At 58.2% G+C, this 15,703-nt stretch carries 11 protein-coding genes; 7 read left to right on the top strand and 4 right to left on the bottom strand.

Going from position 1 to position 15,703, the window contains the following annotated elements:
- Positions 1-61: 61 nt before the first annotated feature.
- The 6 genes from B0D71_RS29415 to B0D71_RS29440 all read left to right on the top strand — a co-directional run bounded on the left by B0D71_RS29415 (position 62) and on the right by B0D71_RS29440 (position 10,711).
- Positions 62-1,225 carry an EAL domain-containing protein gene (locus tag B0D71_RS29415; RefSeq protein WP_103397826.1) on the top strand — a complete coding sequence of 388 codons (1,164 nt, stop codon included), beginning with the start codon at positions 62-64 and terminating at the stop codon, positions 1,223-1,225.
- A gap of 68 nt (positions 1,226-1,293) precedes the next feature.
- Positions 1,294-2,622 (top strand): deoxyguanosinetriphosphate triphosphohydrolase, encoded by a 1,329-nt coding sequence (locus B0D71_RS29420; protein ID WP_103397827.1) that lies wholly within the window; start codon positions 1,294-1,296, stop codon positions 2,620-2,622.
- Positions 2,623-2,801: 179 nt separating this feature from the next.
- Positions 2,802-3,194, top strand: coding sequence for a response regulator (locus tag B0D71_RS29425; RefSeq protein WP_103397828.1), 393 nt, complete (start codon positions 2,802-2,804; stop codon positions 3,192-3,194).
- 246 nt (positions 3,195-3,440) lie between these two features.
- On the top strand, positions 3,441-4,067 hold the full coding sequence (locus tag B0D71_RS29430) for a response regulator transcription factor (protein ID WP_008002663.1): 627 nt from the start codon (positions 3,441-3,443) through the stop codon (positions 4,065-4,067).
- Positions 4,068-4,075: 8 nt separating this feature from the next.
- Complete coding sequence (locus tag B0D71_RS29435) at positions 4,076-7,717, top strand: transporter substrate-binding domain-containing protein (RefSeq protein WP_103397829.1); 3,642 nt, start codon at positions 4,076-4,078, stop codon at positions 7,715-7,717.
- 48 nt (positions 7,718-7,765) lie between these two features.
- Complete coding sequence (locus B0D71_RS29440) at positions 7,766-10,711, top strand: HD domain-containing phosphohydrolase (RefSeq protein ID WP_103397830.1); 2,946 nt, start codon at positions 7,766-7,768, stop codon at positions 10,709-10,711.
- Here B0D71_RS29440 and B0D71_RS29445 read toward each other — a convergent pair whose 3' ends face one another.
- Positions 10,712-11,194 carry a GAF domain-containing protein gene (locus tag B0D71_RS29445; protein WP_008002666.1) on the bottom strand — a complete coding sequence of 161 codons (483 nt, stop codon included), beginning with the start codon at positions 11,192-11,194 and terminating at the stop codon, positions 10,712-10,714. It abuts the gene before it with no gap.
- The gene (locus B0D71_RS29450; RefSeq protein WP_103397831.1) at positions 11,191-12,081 is read right to left on the bottom strand and encodes an ATP-binding protein; all 891 of its coding nucleotides are present in this window, start codon (positions 12,079-12,081) and stop codon (positions 11,191-11,193) included. The genes B0D71_RS29445 and B0D71_RS29450 overlap by 4 nt, the downstream gene beginning before the upstream one ends.
- Positions 12,082-12,204: 123 nt before the next feature.
- On the opposite strand from B0D71_RS29450, the gene B0D71_RS29455 reads away from it, so the two are divergent.
- Positions 12,205-14,568: a hybrid sensor histidine kinase/response regulator gene (locus B0D71_RS29455; protein WP_103397832.1), complete on the top strand. Its 2,364-nt coding sequence runs from the start codon at positions 12,205-12,207 to the stop codon at positions 14,566-14,568.
- Here the strand turns inward: B0D71_RS29455 and B0D71_RS29460 are convergent.
- Together B0D71_RS29460 and B0D71_RS29465 are read right to left on the bottom strand one after the other, a co-directional pair.
- Positions 14,552-15,013, bottom strand: coding sequence for a MarR family winged helix-turn-helix transcriptional regulator (locus B0D71_RS29460; protein WP_103397833.1), 462 nt, complete (start codon positions 15,011-15,013; stop codon positions 14,552-14,554). The two genes, B0D71_RS29455 and B0D71_RS29460, sit on opposite strands and share 17 nt — an antisense overlap.
- A complete protein-coding gene (locus B0D71_RS29465) occupies positions 15,010-15,495 on the bottom strand; it encodes a glutathione peroxidase (RefSeq protein WP_103397834.1) in 486 nt (161 codons plus the stop codon). The genes B0D71_RS29460 and B0D71_RS29465 overlap by 4 nt, the downstream gene beginning before the upstream one ends.
- Between the last annotated feature and the right edge of the window lie 208 nt (positions 15,496-15,703).

A 15,703-nucleotide genomic window follows, 5' to 3' on the forward strand; every position in this document is an offset into this window, starting at 1 on the left:
TCCTGTGCGCCTACCCGGTCTACAGGCACCATCCAAAATCAAGACCCACCAAGGAGGCCTCGTGATCGACGGGCAACCGCTCGCCTGTTTTCAGCCGTTCATCGATACCGCCACCGGCCGTATCGCCGGCGTCGAGGCGCTGGGCCGTTTGCGCCAGGCCGATGGTCGACTGGCCTCGGTGGGACCACTGTTTGCCGACCCGCGCACCAACGCTGCCGCCCTTCGTCGCCTGGATCGACAAGTACGCGAGGATGCCCTGAGTCGCCTGCATGAAGTGCCATCCGACTGGTTTCTCAGCCTGAACATCTCCCCACGCTGGATCAGTCGCTTGCGTGCGGAGCAACCGCTGCCGAGCCTCAAGCAATTGAGTCGGCAAGGTGTCGATCCGCGGCGCATCGTTTTCGAAATCACCGAGCTGGGTGGTGATACCCAGCGCCTGGCACAAGTGGTGGCACGTTACCGACAAGCTGGTGCGCGGATAGCCATCGATGATTTCGGCGCCGGTTACTCGCAACTCGATCGCGTATTGGCCCTGCAGCCGGACATTCTCAAGCTCGACATGCGTCTGTTCCAGGCCGCGGCGTTGGGTGGCCCAAGCAGCGACGTGGTCAAGGCGCTGGCCCAAATGGCGGAAAAAACCGGCTGCTGGATCATTGCCGAAGGCGTGGAAACCGAAGCTCAGCTGAGTTTTGCCCTGGAATGCGGTTCACGCTACGTACAAGGCTTTCTGTTCGCCCGGGCGCAGGAAGCGTTCTTTGCCACAGACGCCTTTGTCGAACGATTCGCACAACTGCGTCAGCGTTATGTTCAACAGAAACTGTCCGAGCGTGGCCGCTTGATGATCATGCGCCAACAACTCAGCGAACTGATGACCATCCTGCAAGCCTGGGCCGAGGCACGTGCACCGCTCAATGCCCTGCCACAGCTCAACGCCTTCCCATGGCTGCTGCGCTTTTATCAGTGCGACCGACACGGCACGCAACTGACCCCTAACCTTGAATGGCGCAATAACCGCTGGGAAGCCGACACTCGCTATCTGGGCCACAACTGGTCCTGGCGCCCCTACTTTTATCACCTGCTGGCGCAAGGCTGGGAAGAGCGCCGCCTGACCCTGTCCAACACCTATCGCGACGCCACGAGCAACCAGTATTGCCTGACCGCCGGGCAGTTTTTCGACAATGGTGAACGCCTGCTGCTCATCGATATCGACGCGGCCGGATTGTAGTTCCGCTTGCAGGTCATGGCGCGAAACGGGAAGCTAGGCCATCAGTCACCTGACGGAGAGTCCCCGCCTTGGATTGGCACACCCTGCTTACCCGCGAACGCCTCGGAAAGCCTCTGCACAGCCCTGAAGAACTCGGCCGCAGCCCTTTTCACAAAGACCACGACCGCATCATTTTCTCGGGGGCTTTCCGCCGCCTCGGGCGCAAGACCCAAGTCCATCCGGTGTCCAGCAATGATCACATTCATACGCGCCTGACCCACTCGCTGGAAGTCAGTTGCGTGGGCCGTTCACTGGGCATGCGGGTCGGCGAAACCATCCGCAACGCCCTGCCCGACTGGTGCGAACCCAGCGACCTGGGGATGGTGGTGCAATCGGCCTGCCTGGCACACGACATCGGCAACCCGCCTTTCGGCCACTCCGGTGAAGACGCGATCCGTCACTGGTTCCAGCAAGCCGCCGGCCGTGGCTGGCTGGATGCAATGAGTGAAGCCGAGCGCAATGACTTCCTGAACTTCGAAGGCAATGCCCAGGGCTTTCGGGTACTCACACAACTGGAGTATCACCAGTTCGACGGTGGTACCCGACTGACCTATGCAACGCTGGGCACGTACCTGAAGTATCCATGGACGGCCAGGCATGCCGACTCGCTGGGCTACAAGAAACACAAGTTCGGCTGCTATCAGAGCGAGCTTGCGCTACTGGAGCAGATCGCCCAAAAACTCGGCCTGCCACAACTGGAGGAGCAACGCTGGGCGCGGCATCCGCTGGTCTATCTGATGGAGGCCGCCGACGACATCTGCTATGCGCTGATCGACCTGGAAGACGGCCTGGAAATGGAGTTGCTGGAATACACTGAAGTCGAGTCTCTGCTACTGGACCTGGTAGGCGATGACTTGCCGGAGACCTATCGCCAGCTCGGTCCCGGCGATTCACGCCGACGCAAACTGGCGATCCTGCGCGGTAAAGCTATCGAGCACTTGACCAATGCCGCGGCCCGCGCCTTCGTCGAGCAACAGGACGCACTGTTGGCCGGTAGCTTGCCCGGCGATCTGGTGGAGCACATGCACGGACCCGCCAAGCGTTGCGTGCTGAACGCCAAGGACATGGCCCGCAAGAAAATCTTCCAGGACAAGCGCAAGACCCTGCACGAGATCGGCGCCTACACCACGCTGGAAATCCTGCTTAACGCCTTTTGTGGCGCAGCGCTGGAGCAACACAACGGACGTACACCGTCGTTCAAAAGCCGCCGCATCCTTGACCTGTTGGGCAACAATGCACCGGATCCTCAAGGCCCGTTGCACACTTCGTTTTTACGCATGATTGATTTCATCGCCGGAATGACCGACAGCTATGCGAGCGACATGGCCCTGGAAATGACCGGACGCGCCAGCCACTGAAGAGTATCGACTGGTCAGCCATTACGGCATTCGTTTTGGCTGATCCCCCCTTCAACATCCAACAGCGCTCAAGTTTCGTCGAATCGCCCTACAGCACATGGCGAGCAAACTGATCGCTTGTCCGACACTCTCGCGAAACAATCGCCCTCCCTTCTGTTCGACAGATGAAGTGCCCCCTTATGGCCGAAGACGATCTACGCATCCTCGTGGTGGAGGACCACCCCTTCCAACTGATAGCCACTCAATGTCTGCTGGAAAGTTATGGCTTCACCCGACTGACGACCACCGACAGCGCCAAAGGCGCCATGCGGCAAATGCTCGGGGCCGACCGGCCGTTCGACATTCTTTTATGCGATCAATGCCTGCCCGATCTGACAGGACTCGATCTGGTCCGGTTCGCCAGCCAGCGAGGGCTGATCAGACAGGCGATCATTTTGAGCAGCCTGACGATGTCTGAATTGGATGAACTTGTAAAAATGGCCACTGAACATGGTCTGCCATTATTGGGTTACTTGATAAAACCGTTGAAACAATCTGAATTCAGAGACTTATTGACCCCAGCTCCAACATAGGAAAAAGACACATATAAAAACAACAAAAAAAACAATGAAAAACTTATAAACAACTCCCTACCAAAGTACATCCGACCACCGGATTTTTTAGCCTTCCTAATAGGAAGCCCAACTAATACGTAGTCCTATTCTTTTTAATCTGTAGGATTTTTCCTATATTGCTGCTACAGCTCGGTCAGTTCATGCGTCTCTTCAAGTATCTGAGCTAAGGTGCGCGCTTTATTTGAGCTCGCATGGGATTTGATTATGAACTCCGTTTTTATTGTCGACGACCACCCGGTTATCCGCCTTGCCGTTCGAATGTTACTGGAACATGAAGGTTACAAAGTCGTCGGCGAAACTGATAATGGGGTCGACGCCATGCAGATGGTTCGCGAATGCATGCCGGACCTGGTCATTCTCGACATCAGCATTCCAAAACTTGATGGCCTGGAAGTACTGTCCCGATTCAACGCAATGAGCACCCCTCTTAAAACGCTGGTACTAACAGCACAGTGCCCGACACTTTTCGGCATTCGTTGCATGCAATCCGGTGCATCGGGTTATGTCTGCAAACAAGAGGACATCAGTGAACTGGTCAGCGCCATAAAAGCGGTATTTGCAGGTTACAACTATTTCCCGAGCGAGGCCCTGAACCCAGTTCGGGGAGATGAAACACGCTGCATCGAACTCGAACTGTTCAAATCCGTAAACGACCGGGAGTTAATGGTCTTGCAACTTTTTGCCCAAGGCCGCACCAACAAGGAAATCGCCAAGGGCATGTTTCTGAGCAACAAGACCGTAAGCACCTACAAAAAGCGTCTCATGCAGAAACTCAAAGCCAAATCCCTGGTTGAACTCATTGAGATGGCAAAACGTAACGCACTCGTGTGAGAACCTGGATGCCCAGCCGTTTGAAGGTCTATCTGATACAAGTGACCGCAGGTCTATGCGTGAGCACCTCGTTGTTCGGGGCACCGGGCAATGAACACTACACGCTGCTCAGCCGTTCGAAGGCCGGGACGCTGGAGATTCGACTGGATGAATCCCAGCGACAATGGATAAAACACAAAAATCAGCTGACGCTCGGTACGTCGGCCCCGGACTACCCCCCTTTCGACCTGACCACCAGCGGTCAGGACTATGAAGGGTTTACCGCCGACTATGCGGGTCTGCTGGGAGACGCGACCGGATTGCCCGTCAAGGTTCGGCGTTTTGACTCCCGAGGGGCCGCGATCGCCGCGCTGCAGAATGGCGATGTCGATCTGCTTGGCACCGCCAATGGATTCGAGGCGGACAATACCGACATTGCCCTGTCCATACCCTATGCCGTCGACCAACCCGTATTGGTGACCCGCGAAGGAGAAACCAGATCCCTCGCCGATGCCCTGGCCGGATTGCGCCTGAGCATGGTGTATCACTACTTGCCGCTGACGGAAGTCAGGGCGTTGTACCCGAAGGCGATCATCACGTCCTATCCGTCCTACCAGAATGCGATCAACGCCGTTGCTTTCGATCAGGCGGACGTGTTTCTCGGTGACACTATTTCAACTCACTACATGATCAACAAGGGGTACTTGAACAACATCCGCATGGCCAACTTCGGCAAACATGAAGCCCATGGTTTCAGCTTCGCCGTTAACAGGAACAACCCCGAACTGCTCGGCATCATCAACGCGATGATCAGGGCCATCCCCTCCAGTGAACGAGAAAACATCGCCAAACGCTGGAGCGCCGGCAGCGACATTCTGCTGACCGATCAAAAGTTGCAACTCACTGACCGGGAAGAACGCTGGCTGGCACACCACCCGATAGTGCGCGTCGTCGTCAACGAAGCCTTTGCGCCACTGACGTTTTTCGATAGCAATGGCAACTTTCGCGGGGTCAGCGCCGATTTGCTTGAGCTGATCAGGCTGCGCACCGGCTTGCGCTTTGACATTCAGCGCAGTCGAAACGATGACGATATGATCAAACAGATCAAGGACAAACAGGCCGATGTGATCGCTGCGTTGCTCCCCAGCGCCCAACGTCAAACCCAACTGAATTTTACCCGCCCCTTTCTGGAAAATTCCTACGTCCTGCTGACCCGTAAAGCCGCCGACAGCCCGACCAACCTCGAGCAGTTGCAGGGCAAGCGTCTGGCGATTGCCCGCGGCAATCCACTCATGGATTACCTGCACAGAGAATTTCCCCGTATCAAATTGATCGAAACCCCGGACACCTTCAGCGCCGTAGAGATGCTCGCCGAAGGCCAGGCCGACGGTGCGGTGAACTCACTGATCATTGCCAACTACTTCATTTCATCGAGTCTCTTCGAGCACACATTGCAAATCAGCACCACCATCGGTACCGAGCAGGCGGCGTTTTCCCTTGCCACCGCCCGGAGTGCCAAGGAGTTGAACGCGATACTCGACAAGGCGCTTCTGAGTATCTCGCCGGAGGAACTGGGCATCATCAACAGTCGCTGGCGCGGCTATTCGGCATCGTCGCAAAGCACTTGGCGCAACTATCAAAGACTGTTCTACCAAATCGTCGTCGGTGCTGGCGTGCTGTTGCTCATTTCCGTTGCGTGGAACGACTATATGCGACGCCAGATCAAGCAACGCAAGGCTGCCGAGCGTGCGTTGAACGATCAGTTCGAGTTCATGCGATCACTGGTCAATGGCACGCCCCATCCGATCTACGTACGTGATCGCCAGGGACTTCTGCAAAGCTGCAATGACAGTTACCTGCAAGCGTTCTGCGCCAGGCGTGAAGAAGTCATCGGCAAAAGCGTGATGCAGGGATCGATGAGCAATGTGTTCGAAGCCCGGGAGTATCAGGCTGACTACCAGCGTGTGGTGGCCGAGGGCAGACCGTTGATCGTCGATCGCGAGCTGCACATTGGTGACCGGCGGCTGACGATCTATCACTGGATTCTTCCCTATCGGGATTCCAGCGCAAAAGTGCAAGGCATTATCGGTGGCTGGATCGACATCAGCGAACGGCGGCAACTGCTCGATGATCTGCGCTGCGCGAAAGAACGCGCCGATAACGCCAACCGGGCCAAAAGCACGTTTCTGGCCACAATGAGCCATGAGATCCGCACACCGATGAATGCAATCATTGGCATGCTTGAACTGACACTCAAGCGTCTTGATCATCAGCATGCGGAGCGTCAGGCCATCGATGTCGCGTATAACTCGGCGAAAGGTCTGCTGGAGCTGATTGGCGACATCCTCGACATTGCCAGAATCGAATCCGGGCGCTTGAGCCTGAGCCCGGAGCGCGTTAATCCGGATGAACTTGTGGCCTCGGTCGTGCGGATCTTCGATGGCCTGGCCCGACAGAAGGAACTCGAGCTGGTGCTGGAGTTTTCATCGGCCAACCCGCCCTTCGATGTGTTGTTGGACCCTTTGCGCTTCAAACAAGTGCTGTCCAACCTGATCAGCAATGCCATCAAATTTACCGAGCAAGGCCAGGTCCGGGTCATTGTCGACCTGCAGCCGGCAACCCAATCCGATCACGTGCAGATGCGCGTGCAGGTTCACGACAGTGGTATCGGGATCAGCGAACAGGATCAACAGCGCCTGTTCGAACCCTTCGCCCAGGCCGACAACACCATGCAATCGGCCATGGGGGGCGCAGGCCTGGGGCTGGTGATCAGCCGCAATCTCTGCGAGATGATGGGTGGCAGCCTGCAATTGCGCAGCGAACCGGGGGGCGGCACTCAAGTGGAGGTGTTGCTGCTGCTGGAAACGTTACCGCTGCAACAGTCTGCCCAGGTGGCCGAAACGCAAATCGTCGTCGCCACAACCCCATTGAATGTTCTGGTAGTCGACGATCACTCGGCCAATCGTTTGCTCACGTGCCAGCAACTGGAGTTTCTTGGACATCGTTTTACCGTCGCGGCCGATGGCCAGGAGGGACTGGAGGCATGGAAAGAGCAACCGTTTGATCTGGTGATTGCCGATTGCAACATGCCGGTCATGAACGGTTACGAGCTGGCCCGCGCCATTCGGCAGCATGAACAACAAAACCATCGTCCTCCCTGTACCGTTGTCGGCTTTACCGCCAACGCCCAACCGGAAGAGGTTCAACGTTGCAAGCAAGCCGGAATGGACGACTGCCTGTTCAAACCCCTCAGCCTCGGTGCCTTGAGTCGATGGGTAGAAAGCATTGAACCCACCCATGCAACCCCGGCGTTCAGCCTCCGCGGGTTGAAACTGCTGACCGGGGACAACCCGATGTTGAACAGGCGCTTACTCAATGAGTTGGTGAGCAGCAACCGCCAGGATCTGCAAACGCTGTTGCCGCTATCCAGTTCCGGGGATAAGCAGGCACTGCAGGACATTGCCCACAAAATCAAAGGCGCAGCCCGGATAGTGCAAGCCTCCCGCTTGATCGACCGCTGCGAGGCACTCGAAGCAGCCTGCCATGAGGATTTCGATCGCGAAAAAGTGGCTGGATGCTGCAAATCCATGGAGTACGCCATGCTTGAGCTGGAGGACGCGTTACTACGTCAGATTGAACATTCCGACGAAGGCAAAGTGACAGAGCCTTAACTATGCTTGGACCCTCGGCAGTGTGTGACCATCATGGAGAAACCCGCAATGCCTAACCCACTGCGCACCGATCCACGCCGGTTTCCACTGCATGTCCATATCAGTGTGATGTTCACCTTTCTGTTGTTGCTGACCGGGGTAGTGCTGGGGCTGTTCAACTACCGACAAACCACACAAATCATACTGTCGAGCAGTGAAAAACTCTTCAACCGCATTGAGCAGGATGTCCGATTGGACCTGCAAGCGACCTATGAACCCATTCGTCATCTGTTGAGCCTGCTGGCCCTCAATCCGGCAGGCCAGTCCCCTGATCTGGAACAACGCCTGGCACTGCTCGAACCGTTCAGCCAGTCACTCGAGGACAACCCCAATCTGGCTTCGCTGTACCTGGGCTACGACAATGGGGACTTTTTCATGGTCCGCCCGCTGCGTACCCCGGAGGTCAAAGCCCTGGTCAAGGCGCCGGACACCGCGGTTTATCAAGTATGGAGCATCGAACACAACAGCAGCGGCCAGGCCCGCTCCCGGTCTTTGTTTTTCGACCGCAACCTGGCACTTGTCAGCCATCAGGACAACCTGAACGACACGTACGACCCACGCAACCGTGCCTGGTTCATCAGCGCCCGCAGCGACAAAGACCAGATCACGACCGAACCCTATATCTTTTTTTCCACCCACAACATTGGCACGACGCTGGCACGCCGCAGTGGCGACAAGGCAATCCTGGCCGCCGACCTGACCCTGGCCGAACTCAGCGCGACCCTGGCCAAGCACGTCGTGACCCCCAATACCGAAATCGTGCTGTTCAATGCCCAAGGCAATGCCATTGCCTACCCCGACAGCCACAGGCTGATCATTGATGACCAGACATCCCGCCTGATCAAGGCGGCGGACCTGAACCCCAGCCTGGGTGCGTTGCTCAACAGTCCCCTTCAAGGCAGTCGCCTGAACGCCAACGGCCGGCAGTGGATCGTGGCCCGCAGCAGCATGCAGGAAGGCGGCCCCCAAGGCCTGCAACTGGCGCTGCTGGTACCCGAAGACGAGTTGCTCGTCGACGCTTACCGGATGCGCTGGCAAGGCGCGCTCATTACCCTGGCAACACTGCTGTTATGCGTTCCGCTGGGTTGGCTAACGTCAAGAATCCTGGTCAAACCCTTGCGCGCCCTGGTGCAGGAGGCCGATGCGATTCGCAGTTTCGATTTCAATTTCCCGCTTTCCCGTCGCTCTCCGGTGCTCGAAGTCGACCAACTGAGTGTGTCGATGGCTCGAATGAAAGACACGCTGGCGAGCTTCTTCCAGATCACTGACAGCCTCAGCGCCGAAACCCGTTTCGCCCCGCTGCTGGAACGGGTGTTGTTTGAAACCGTGAAAATCGGTCAGGCCCAGGCCGGCCTGATCTATCTGCGTGAAGGTGATGGCGAGCAAATGGAACCCCACGGACTGGTCATCGATAACACCGCCGAAAACCTGCAATCCTTCGACATTCGCGGACACTCGCTCAGGAACCCGCAAAGCCCACCATGGTTACAGCAACTGGCAAACGTCGACACTGTCGTCAGCAACCTGGGGTTCGAGCAGGCGGGTGATCTGCAGAAAGTCTTGCTCGCGCTGAAAAGTCCTCGGGTCCATCTGATCGGAATCCGCCTGCACAATCGTCATAACGAAACCGTGGGCCTGCTGGTGCTGCTGTTAGCCGACAGCGGCGAGCAGAGCGACCTGGACAAACTGCGGCCAGACCGCATAGCGTTTCTCCAGGCGGTGTCCGGCGCGGCTGCCGTGTGCATCGAAAGCCAACGCCTGCAAGCCCGGCAAAAACAGCTGCTGGATGCCTTCATTCAACTGATGGCCGGCGCCATTGATGCCAAAAGCCCCTATACCGGCGGTCATTGCCAACGCGTGCCCGAACTGACCCTGATGCTCGCCCGTGCGGCGGCGGCCAGCCAGGAGCCTGCCTTCAGCGCCTATCAGCCGACCGATGATGAATGGGAGGCACTGCACATCGCCGCCTGGCTGCACGATTGCGGCAAGGTCACCACGCCGGAATACGTCGTCGACAAAGCCACTAAACTGGAAACCCTCACCGATCGCATCCACGAAATCCGTACCCGCTTCGAAGTACTCAAGCGCGATGTCTGGATCAGCTACTGGCAGGCCATTGCCCAGGGCGGTGACGAGCAACTGCTGGCAGAGTTGCGCAATGCCAGCCTGGCCGGGCTGGATGATGATTTCACCTTCGTTGCCCGCTGCAATCTCGGTGGCGAAGCCATGGCCGACGCTGATCTGCAACGACTGCGCAGCATGGCTGAACGCACCTGGACCCGAACCCTGGATGACCGGCTGGGCGTGTCCTGGGAAGAGAACCGGCGTCAGGCCCGAACCCCCGCCCCCACCCTGCCCGTCAGTGAACCGTTACTGGCGGACAAACCCGAGCACTTGTTCGAACGCAGCGAAAACGAAGTGATACCGCCAGATAATCCCCTGGGCTTCAAACTCGACATTCCTCCCCACAAATACAACCGGGGTGAGCTGTACAACCTGAGCATTGTCCGGGGCACCCTGACGAGCGAGGAACGTTATGTCATCAATAACCACATCGTCCAGACGATCCTGATGCTCAACCATCTGCCGTTCCCCGCGCACTTGCGCAGCGTCGCGGAAATAGCCGGCGGGCATCACGAGAAAATGGACGGCAGCGGTTACCCGAAACGCTTGAAGCGGGAAGCAATGAGCCTGCCGGCACGGATGATGGCGATAGCCGATATTTTCGAAGCGTTGACGGCCGCCGACCGCCCCTACAAAAAAGCCAAGACCTTGAGCGAAGCGCTGGGCATCATGGCGTTCATGTGCCGTGATGCCCACATCGACCCGGAGCTATTCGGCCTGTTCATCAAGGCACAGATCTATCTGCAGTACGCCAGGCGCTTCCTCGACCCTGAGCAGATCGATGCGGTGGACGCCTCGGGCCTGCTGGCCAAGGCAGGCCTGGCGTCTTGATCAGCAGTCGGTCAGGCGCAGGAAAATCGCCGCCAGCTGTTCGATTCCGGCCTGGTCCTGCGCAGTAAAACGCGCGAGCTTCGGACTGTCGAGATCGAGCACGCCGATCAACCGGCCATCCTTGACTAGCGGCACCACCAATTCGCTGTTCGATGCGCTGTCGCAGGCAATGTGACCGGGAAACGCGTGCACATCTTCGACCAACTGAGTCTGCAAGGTAGCGGCTGCTGTTCCGCAGACGCCACGCCCGAACGGAATCCGCACGCAAGCGATCTGCCCCTGAAACGGGCCCAGCACCAGCTCTTCATTGCGGTTGAGGTAAAAACCGGCCCAGTTCAAGTCATCGAGCTGATTGAACAGAAACGCCGAGAACTGCGCGGCATTGGCGATGAAGTCCCGCTCGTCCGCCAGCAAGGACTCCAGTTGCGCATGCAGCATGCCGTAGCCTTCAAGGCCCTGGCCGCTTTTTTGTAAATCGATCATGCCTTGTGCTCCAACAGTTTCAGCCCGACCCAATAACGGGCAAATTGATAAGCGCAACGTCCATTGCGATTGCCCCGGCCAGTGGCCCAACGTACCGCCAGAATGTCCAGTTCTTCGCTACGCTGCCACGCCAGTCCGGCCTTACCGGCCAACTGGCCGATCCAGTGCTCGACGACGTTGAGGAAGTGTTCCTGGGTAAACGGATAGAACGACAGCCATAAACCGAAGCGGTCCGACAACGCGATCTTGTCTTCCACCGCCTCGCTGGGATGCAGTTCGCCGTCGACCCGTTTCCAGTTTTCGTTGTCACTTTCCTTTTCCGGCACCAAGTGGCGACGGTTGGACGTGGCGTACAGCAAAACGTTGTCCGGTGCCTGCTCCAGCGAGCCATCAAGGACGCTCTTGAGCACTCGGTAATCGCCCTCGCCCGATTCGAACGAGAGGTCATCGCAAAACAGCACAAAACGCTGGGGCAGTTTGCCGATCTGTTCGACCACTCGCGGCAGGTCCGCCAGGTGATCGCGTTCAATCTCGATCAAACGCAAACCGGCTCGAGCGTGTTCGGCCAACAAGGCGCGCACCAGCGACGACTTGCCGGTGCCGCGCGAACCCCAGAGCAAGGCGTGGTTGGCGGGCATGCCATCAAGGAACTGTTGGGTATTGCGCCCAAGCTGCTCGACTTGCCGGTCGACGCCGATCAGGTCCGACAGGCGCATGTCGAGGCTGACCTCCAGCGGCATCAGATAACCGCCGCGCGACTCACGCTGCCAGCGCGCGGCCAGGCAATGCGTCCAGTCGATGGCTGGCCGGGGTGCCGGCAGCAACGGCTCGATACGGGCCAGAACGGCATCGGCGCGTTCAAGAAAAGCATTCAATCGGGAGTCCACGACTTCTCCTCGGGCACGTTCACAGTAATGATGGTGATACAGCGACAAAACACAGCGTCAGACAAGTGTCTGCCCCCGCAGTACAGGCCTCACGAGAGCATCAGCAGGCAGGCATGATCGACTATGCTTGAGCAGCGAAAGGAAACGGAAGTGGTTCACCCCCCCATGGATATCAAATTCACCAACCGGCTGTCATTCAAGCAAGCCCGGCTTACCGTGCTGGTCGGTTTCATTTTGGGCACGCTGCTCAGCCTGCTGCAAATAGGCATCGATTATGCCAGTGAAGACGCCTCCATCAATCGTGAAATCCTTTCATTACTGGAAATCAGCCACAACCCGGCCTCGCGAATCGCCTACAACATCGACGCCGAACTCGCCAAGGAACTGACCCAGGGCCTGCTGCGCTCGCCGGCAATCATCGGCGTGAAACTGACTGACAACAACGGCACCGTATTGGCCAACGTCAAACGACCCGGCATGCAAAACGGCTACCGACTGTTCAGTGACTTCCTGTTCGGCGCCAATCGACAGTTCGAAGACCGACTTTACCTGGATCATTTACCCAACGAGTCCCTGGGAACACTGCGGCTGAACGTCGACACTTACGCCTTCGGCAACCGCTTCCTGCGCCGGGCCGAAGTGACCCTGCTCAACGGCTTTGCCCGCAGCCTGCTGCTGTCCGGCATCCTGCTGGCGCTGTTCTATGTGATGCTGACCAAACCCCTGGTGCGGGTCATCCGTGAACTCAGCGGCCGCGACCCGAGCAGTACCGAACCGACGTCGCTGGAGTGTCCCGCCGGGCACGCCAACGATGAGATCGGCGTGCTGGTCAAGGTTGCCAACCAGCAATTCAAAAACATCGCCACCGAAATCCAGCAGCGACGCAACGCGGAAAACCGCCTGACCGAGTACCTAGGCCAACTGGAAAACATCGTCTCGGCCCGCACCGCCGAACTCAAGGCGATCAATGCCCGGCTGAGCCAATCCAACGAAGAACTCGAAGCTGCCCGCAGCACCGCCCTCGACATGGCCGAAGCCCGCTCGGCGTTCCTGGCCAACATGAGCCATGAAATCCGCACGCCCCTCAATGGCTTGCTAGGGATGATCGCGCTGTCCCTCGACGGGCCGTTAAATGCCGAACAACAGCAGCAACTGTCGATCGCCCATGACTCGGGCAAAGTGCTGGTGGAACTGCTCAACGATATTCTCGACTTGTCGAAGTTCGATGCAGGTCAACTCGAGCTCGAACACATCCCCTTCGACCTCGGCTCGCTGATCGAGGACACCGCCAACCTGTTGTCCCAGAACGCCGCCCCCAGCGTCGAACTGACCTGCCTGATCGATCCACACTTCCCGGCACTGGTGCTCGGCGATCCGACCCGGGTGCGGCAGATCGTCAGCAATCTGCTGTCCAACGCCCTCAAGTTCACCCGTTTCGGGCGTGTCGACGTGCGCCTGTCGACCTTCGGGAACGGCGTCAGAATCGAGGTCTGCGACACCGGCATCGGCATCCCTCAGGATGCCCAGGTCAAAATCTTCCAGCCTTTCACCCAGGCCGGCGCCGGTATTACCCGCCAATTTGGCGGTACCGGGTTGGGCCTGGCCCTGACCTACAATCTTTGCGAAGCCATGCAAGGGCGCCTGACGATCAGCTCCGAGCCGGGTTTTGGCAGCCAGTTCTGCGCAGATTTGCCATTGCCCAGCCACACCCGTGCAATGCCCGTCGTTTTGCTCAAGGGCAAAGTCATCGCCATCACGGCCGCCAGCAGCGGGCTGGGCGAACTGCTGAACAGTCTGTTGCCTGGCTGGGGGCTGGACTACGAACGCCGCTCCATGGATGACCCACTGCTTGGCCTCGCAGCCGATGTGCTCATCACTGACTGCCCTGAATGCCTGTTCAATTTGCGCCCTACCCTCAGTGCGCCGATCCTGCTGATCACCGCTTATGGCAACTTCATGCCCGGCGAAGAGGCCAACATCCTCGCTCCCCTGCAACAACAGGCCCGGCCCCTGGCCCGCAATACGCTATATCAGTCCTTGCGGCGGATCCTGCAACCGCAAATCCATCCGATCAACGATACCCAGCCCGACGCGCAATCCCCGCAACGCCGCGGACGCGTGCTGCTGGTGGAAGACAACCCGGTCAACCAGTTGGTGGCCAAGGGCATGCTTGGCAAACTCGGCTGCGAGGTGACCACCGCGGCCCATGGTGGCGAGGCCCTGGATCAACTCGAGCAACGGGATTTCGACCTGGTGCTGATGGACTGCAACATGCCGGTGATGGACGGCTACGAAGCCAGCCGGCAAATCCGCCGCAGCGGGCGCTGGCCCCAGCTGCCGATCGTCGCCCTGACGGCCAACGCCATGTCTGAGGAACGCGAACGCTGTCGTGCCGCGGGCATGAGCGACTACCTGGCCAAACCCTTCCGGCGCGAAGAACTGGCCGCCCTGCTGGACTTGTGGATTCCCGCTACGACAGCGCCTTGATCTGCCCCAACAGGTGATCGAGACCGTCACGCAAATCGTTGAGACGATTCAGATCGACCCCGCTGTCGCACAACAGACGCGCCTTGATTGGCCCGACCTGATCGCGCAAGGCCATGCCGGCCGGCGACAGGCTCAGATGCACTTCACGCTCATCGCGCACCGAACGCTGACGCTGCACCAGTTGCAGTTGTTCGAGGCGCTTGAGCAAGGGTGTCAACGTGCCGGAATCCAGGGCCAGACGCTCGCCCAACGCCTTCACGGTCGGTTGTTCCGGAGCTGCTTCCTGCCACTCCCACAGCACCAGCATCGCCAGGTACTGAGGGTACGTCAGGCCCAATTGATCGAGCATTGGCTTGTAGGCGCGAATCACCGCCCGGGAAGCCGCGTACAGCTTGAAACACAGCTGGCTGTCGAGCTTCAGGGAATCGACTGACAAGGTGTTCATTTGAGCAGGGCTTCGATCTCGCGGGTCAGGTCCTGCGGTTTGGTCGCCGGGGCGAAACGCTTGACCAGTTGCCCGTCCTTGCCGATCAGGAACTTGGTGAAGTTCCACTTGATGCCCTGGGAACCCAGTACACCCGGTGCGCGCTTTTTCAACTGCACGAACAACGGATGGGCGCCGGTACCGTTGACTTCGATTTTTTTGAACAGCGGGAAGCTGACACCGAAGTTCAGCTCGCAGAATTCGGAGATCGCCCCTTCGTTGCCCGGCTCTTGCTTGCCGAACTGATTGCAGGGAAAACCGAGCACGACCAGGCCCTGGTCCTTGTAGGTCTGCCACAGCTCTTCCAGGCCTTTGTACTGCGGAGTGAAACCACACTTGCTGGCCGTGTTGACTACCAGCACGGCTTTGCCGGCGAAATCCGCCAGAGTCTTTTGCTCACCCTTGATTGTGGTGCAAGGGATGCTCAGCAGGTTGTCGCTCATGTTCGAGGTTCCGAGTGAATGCCAGAGCCAACAAAATAGCGAGCAATTGAATTGTGTGCAATTTAAATAATTGCACAGACGATCAACTAATGAAATGGCTACCCCCCCCCGCTGCCCCCTGTGATCGCCCACTAAGCTTTCACAGAGGGCTCATCGGAGATCATTGCCATGAACAACGTAGCTATTGCCGCCATCGACCTCGGAAAAC

The organism is Pseudomonas laurylsulfativorans (assembly GCF_002906155.1).
GTDB classification, from domain to species: Bacteria; Pseudomonadota; Gammaproteobacteria; order Pseudomonadales; family Pseudomonadaceae; genus Aquipseudomonas; species Aquipseudomonas laurylsulfativorans.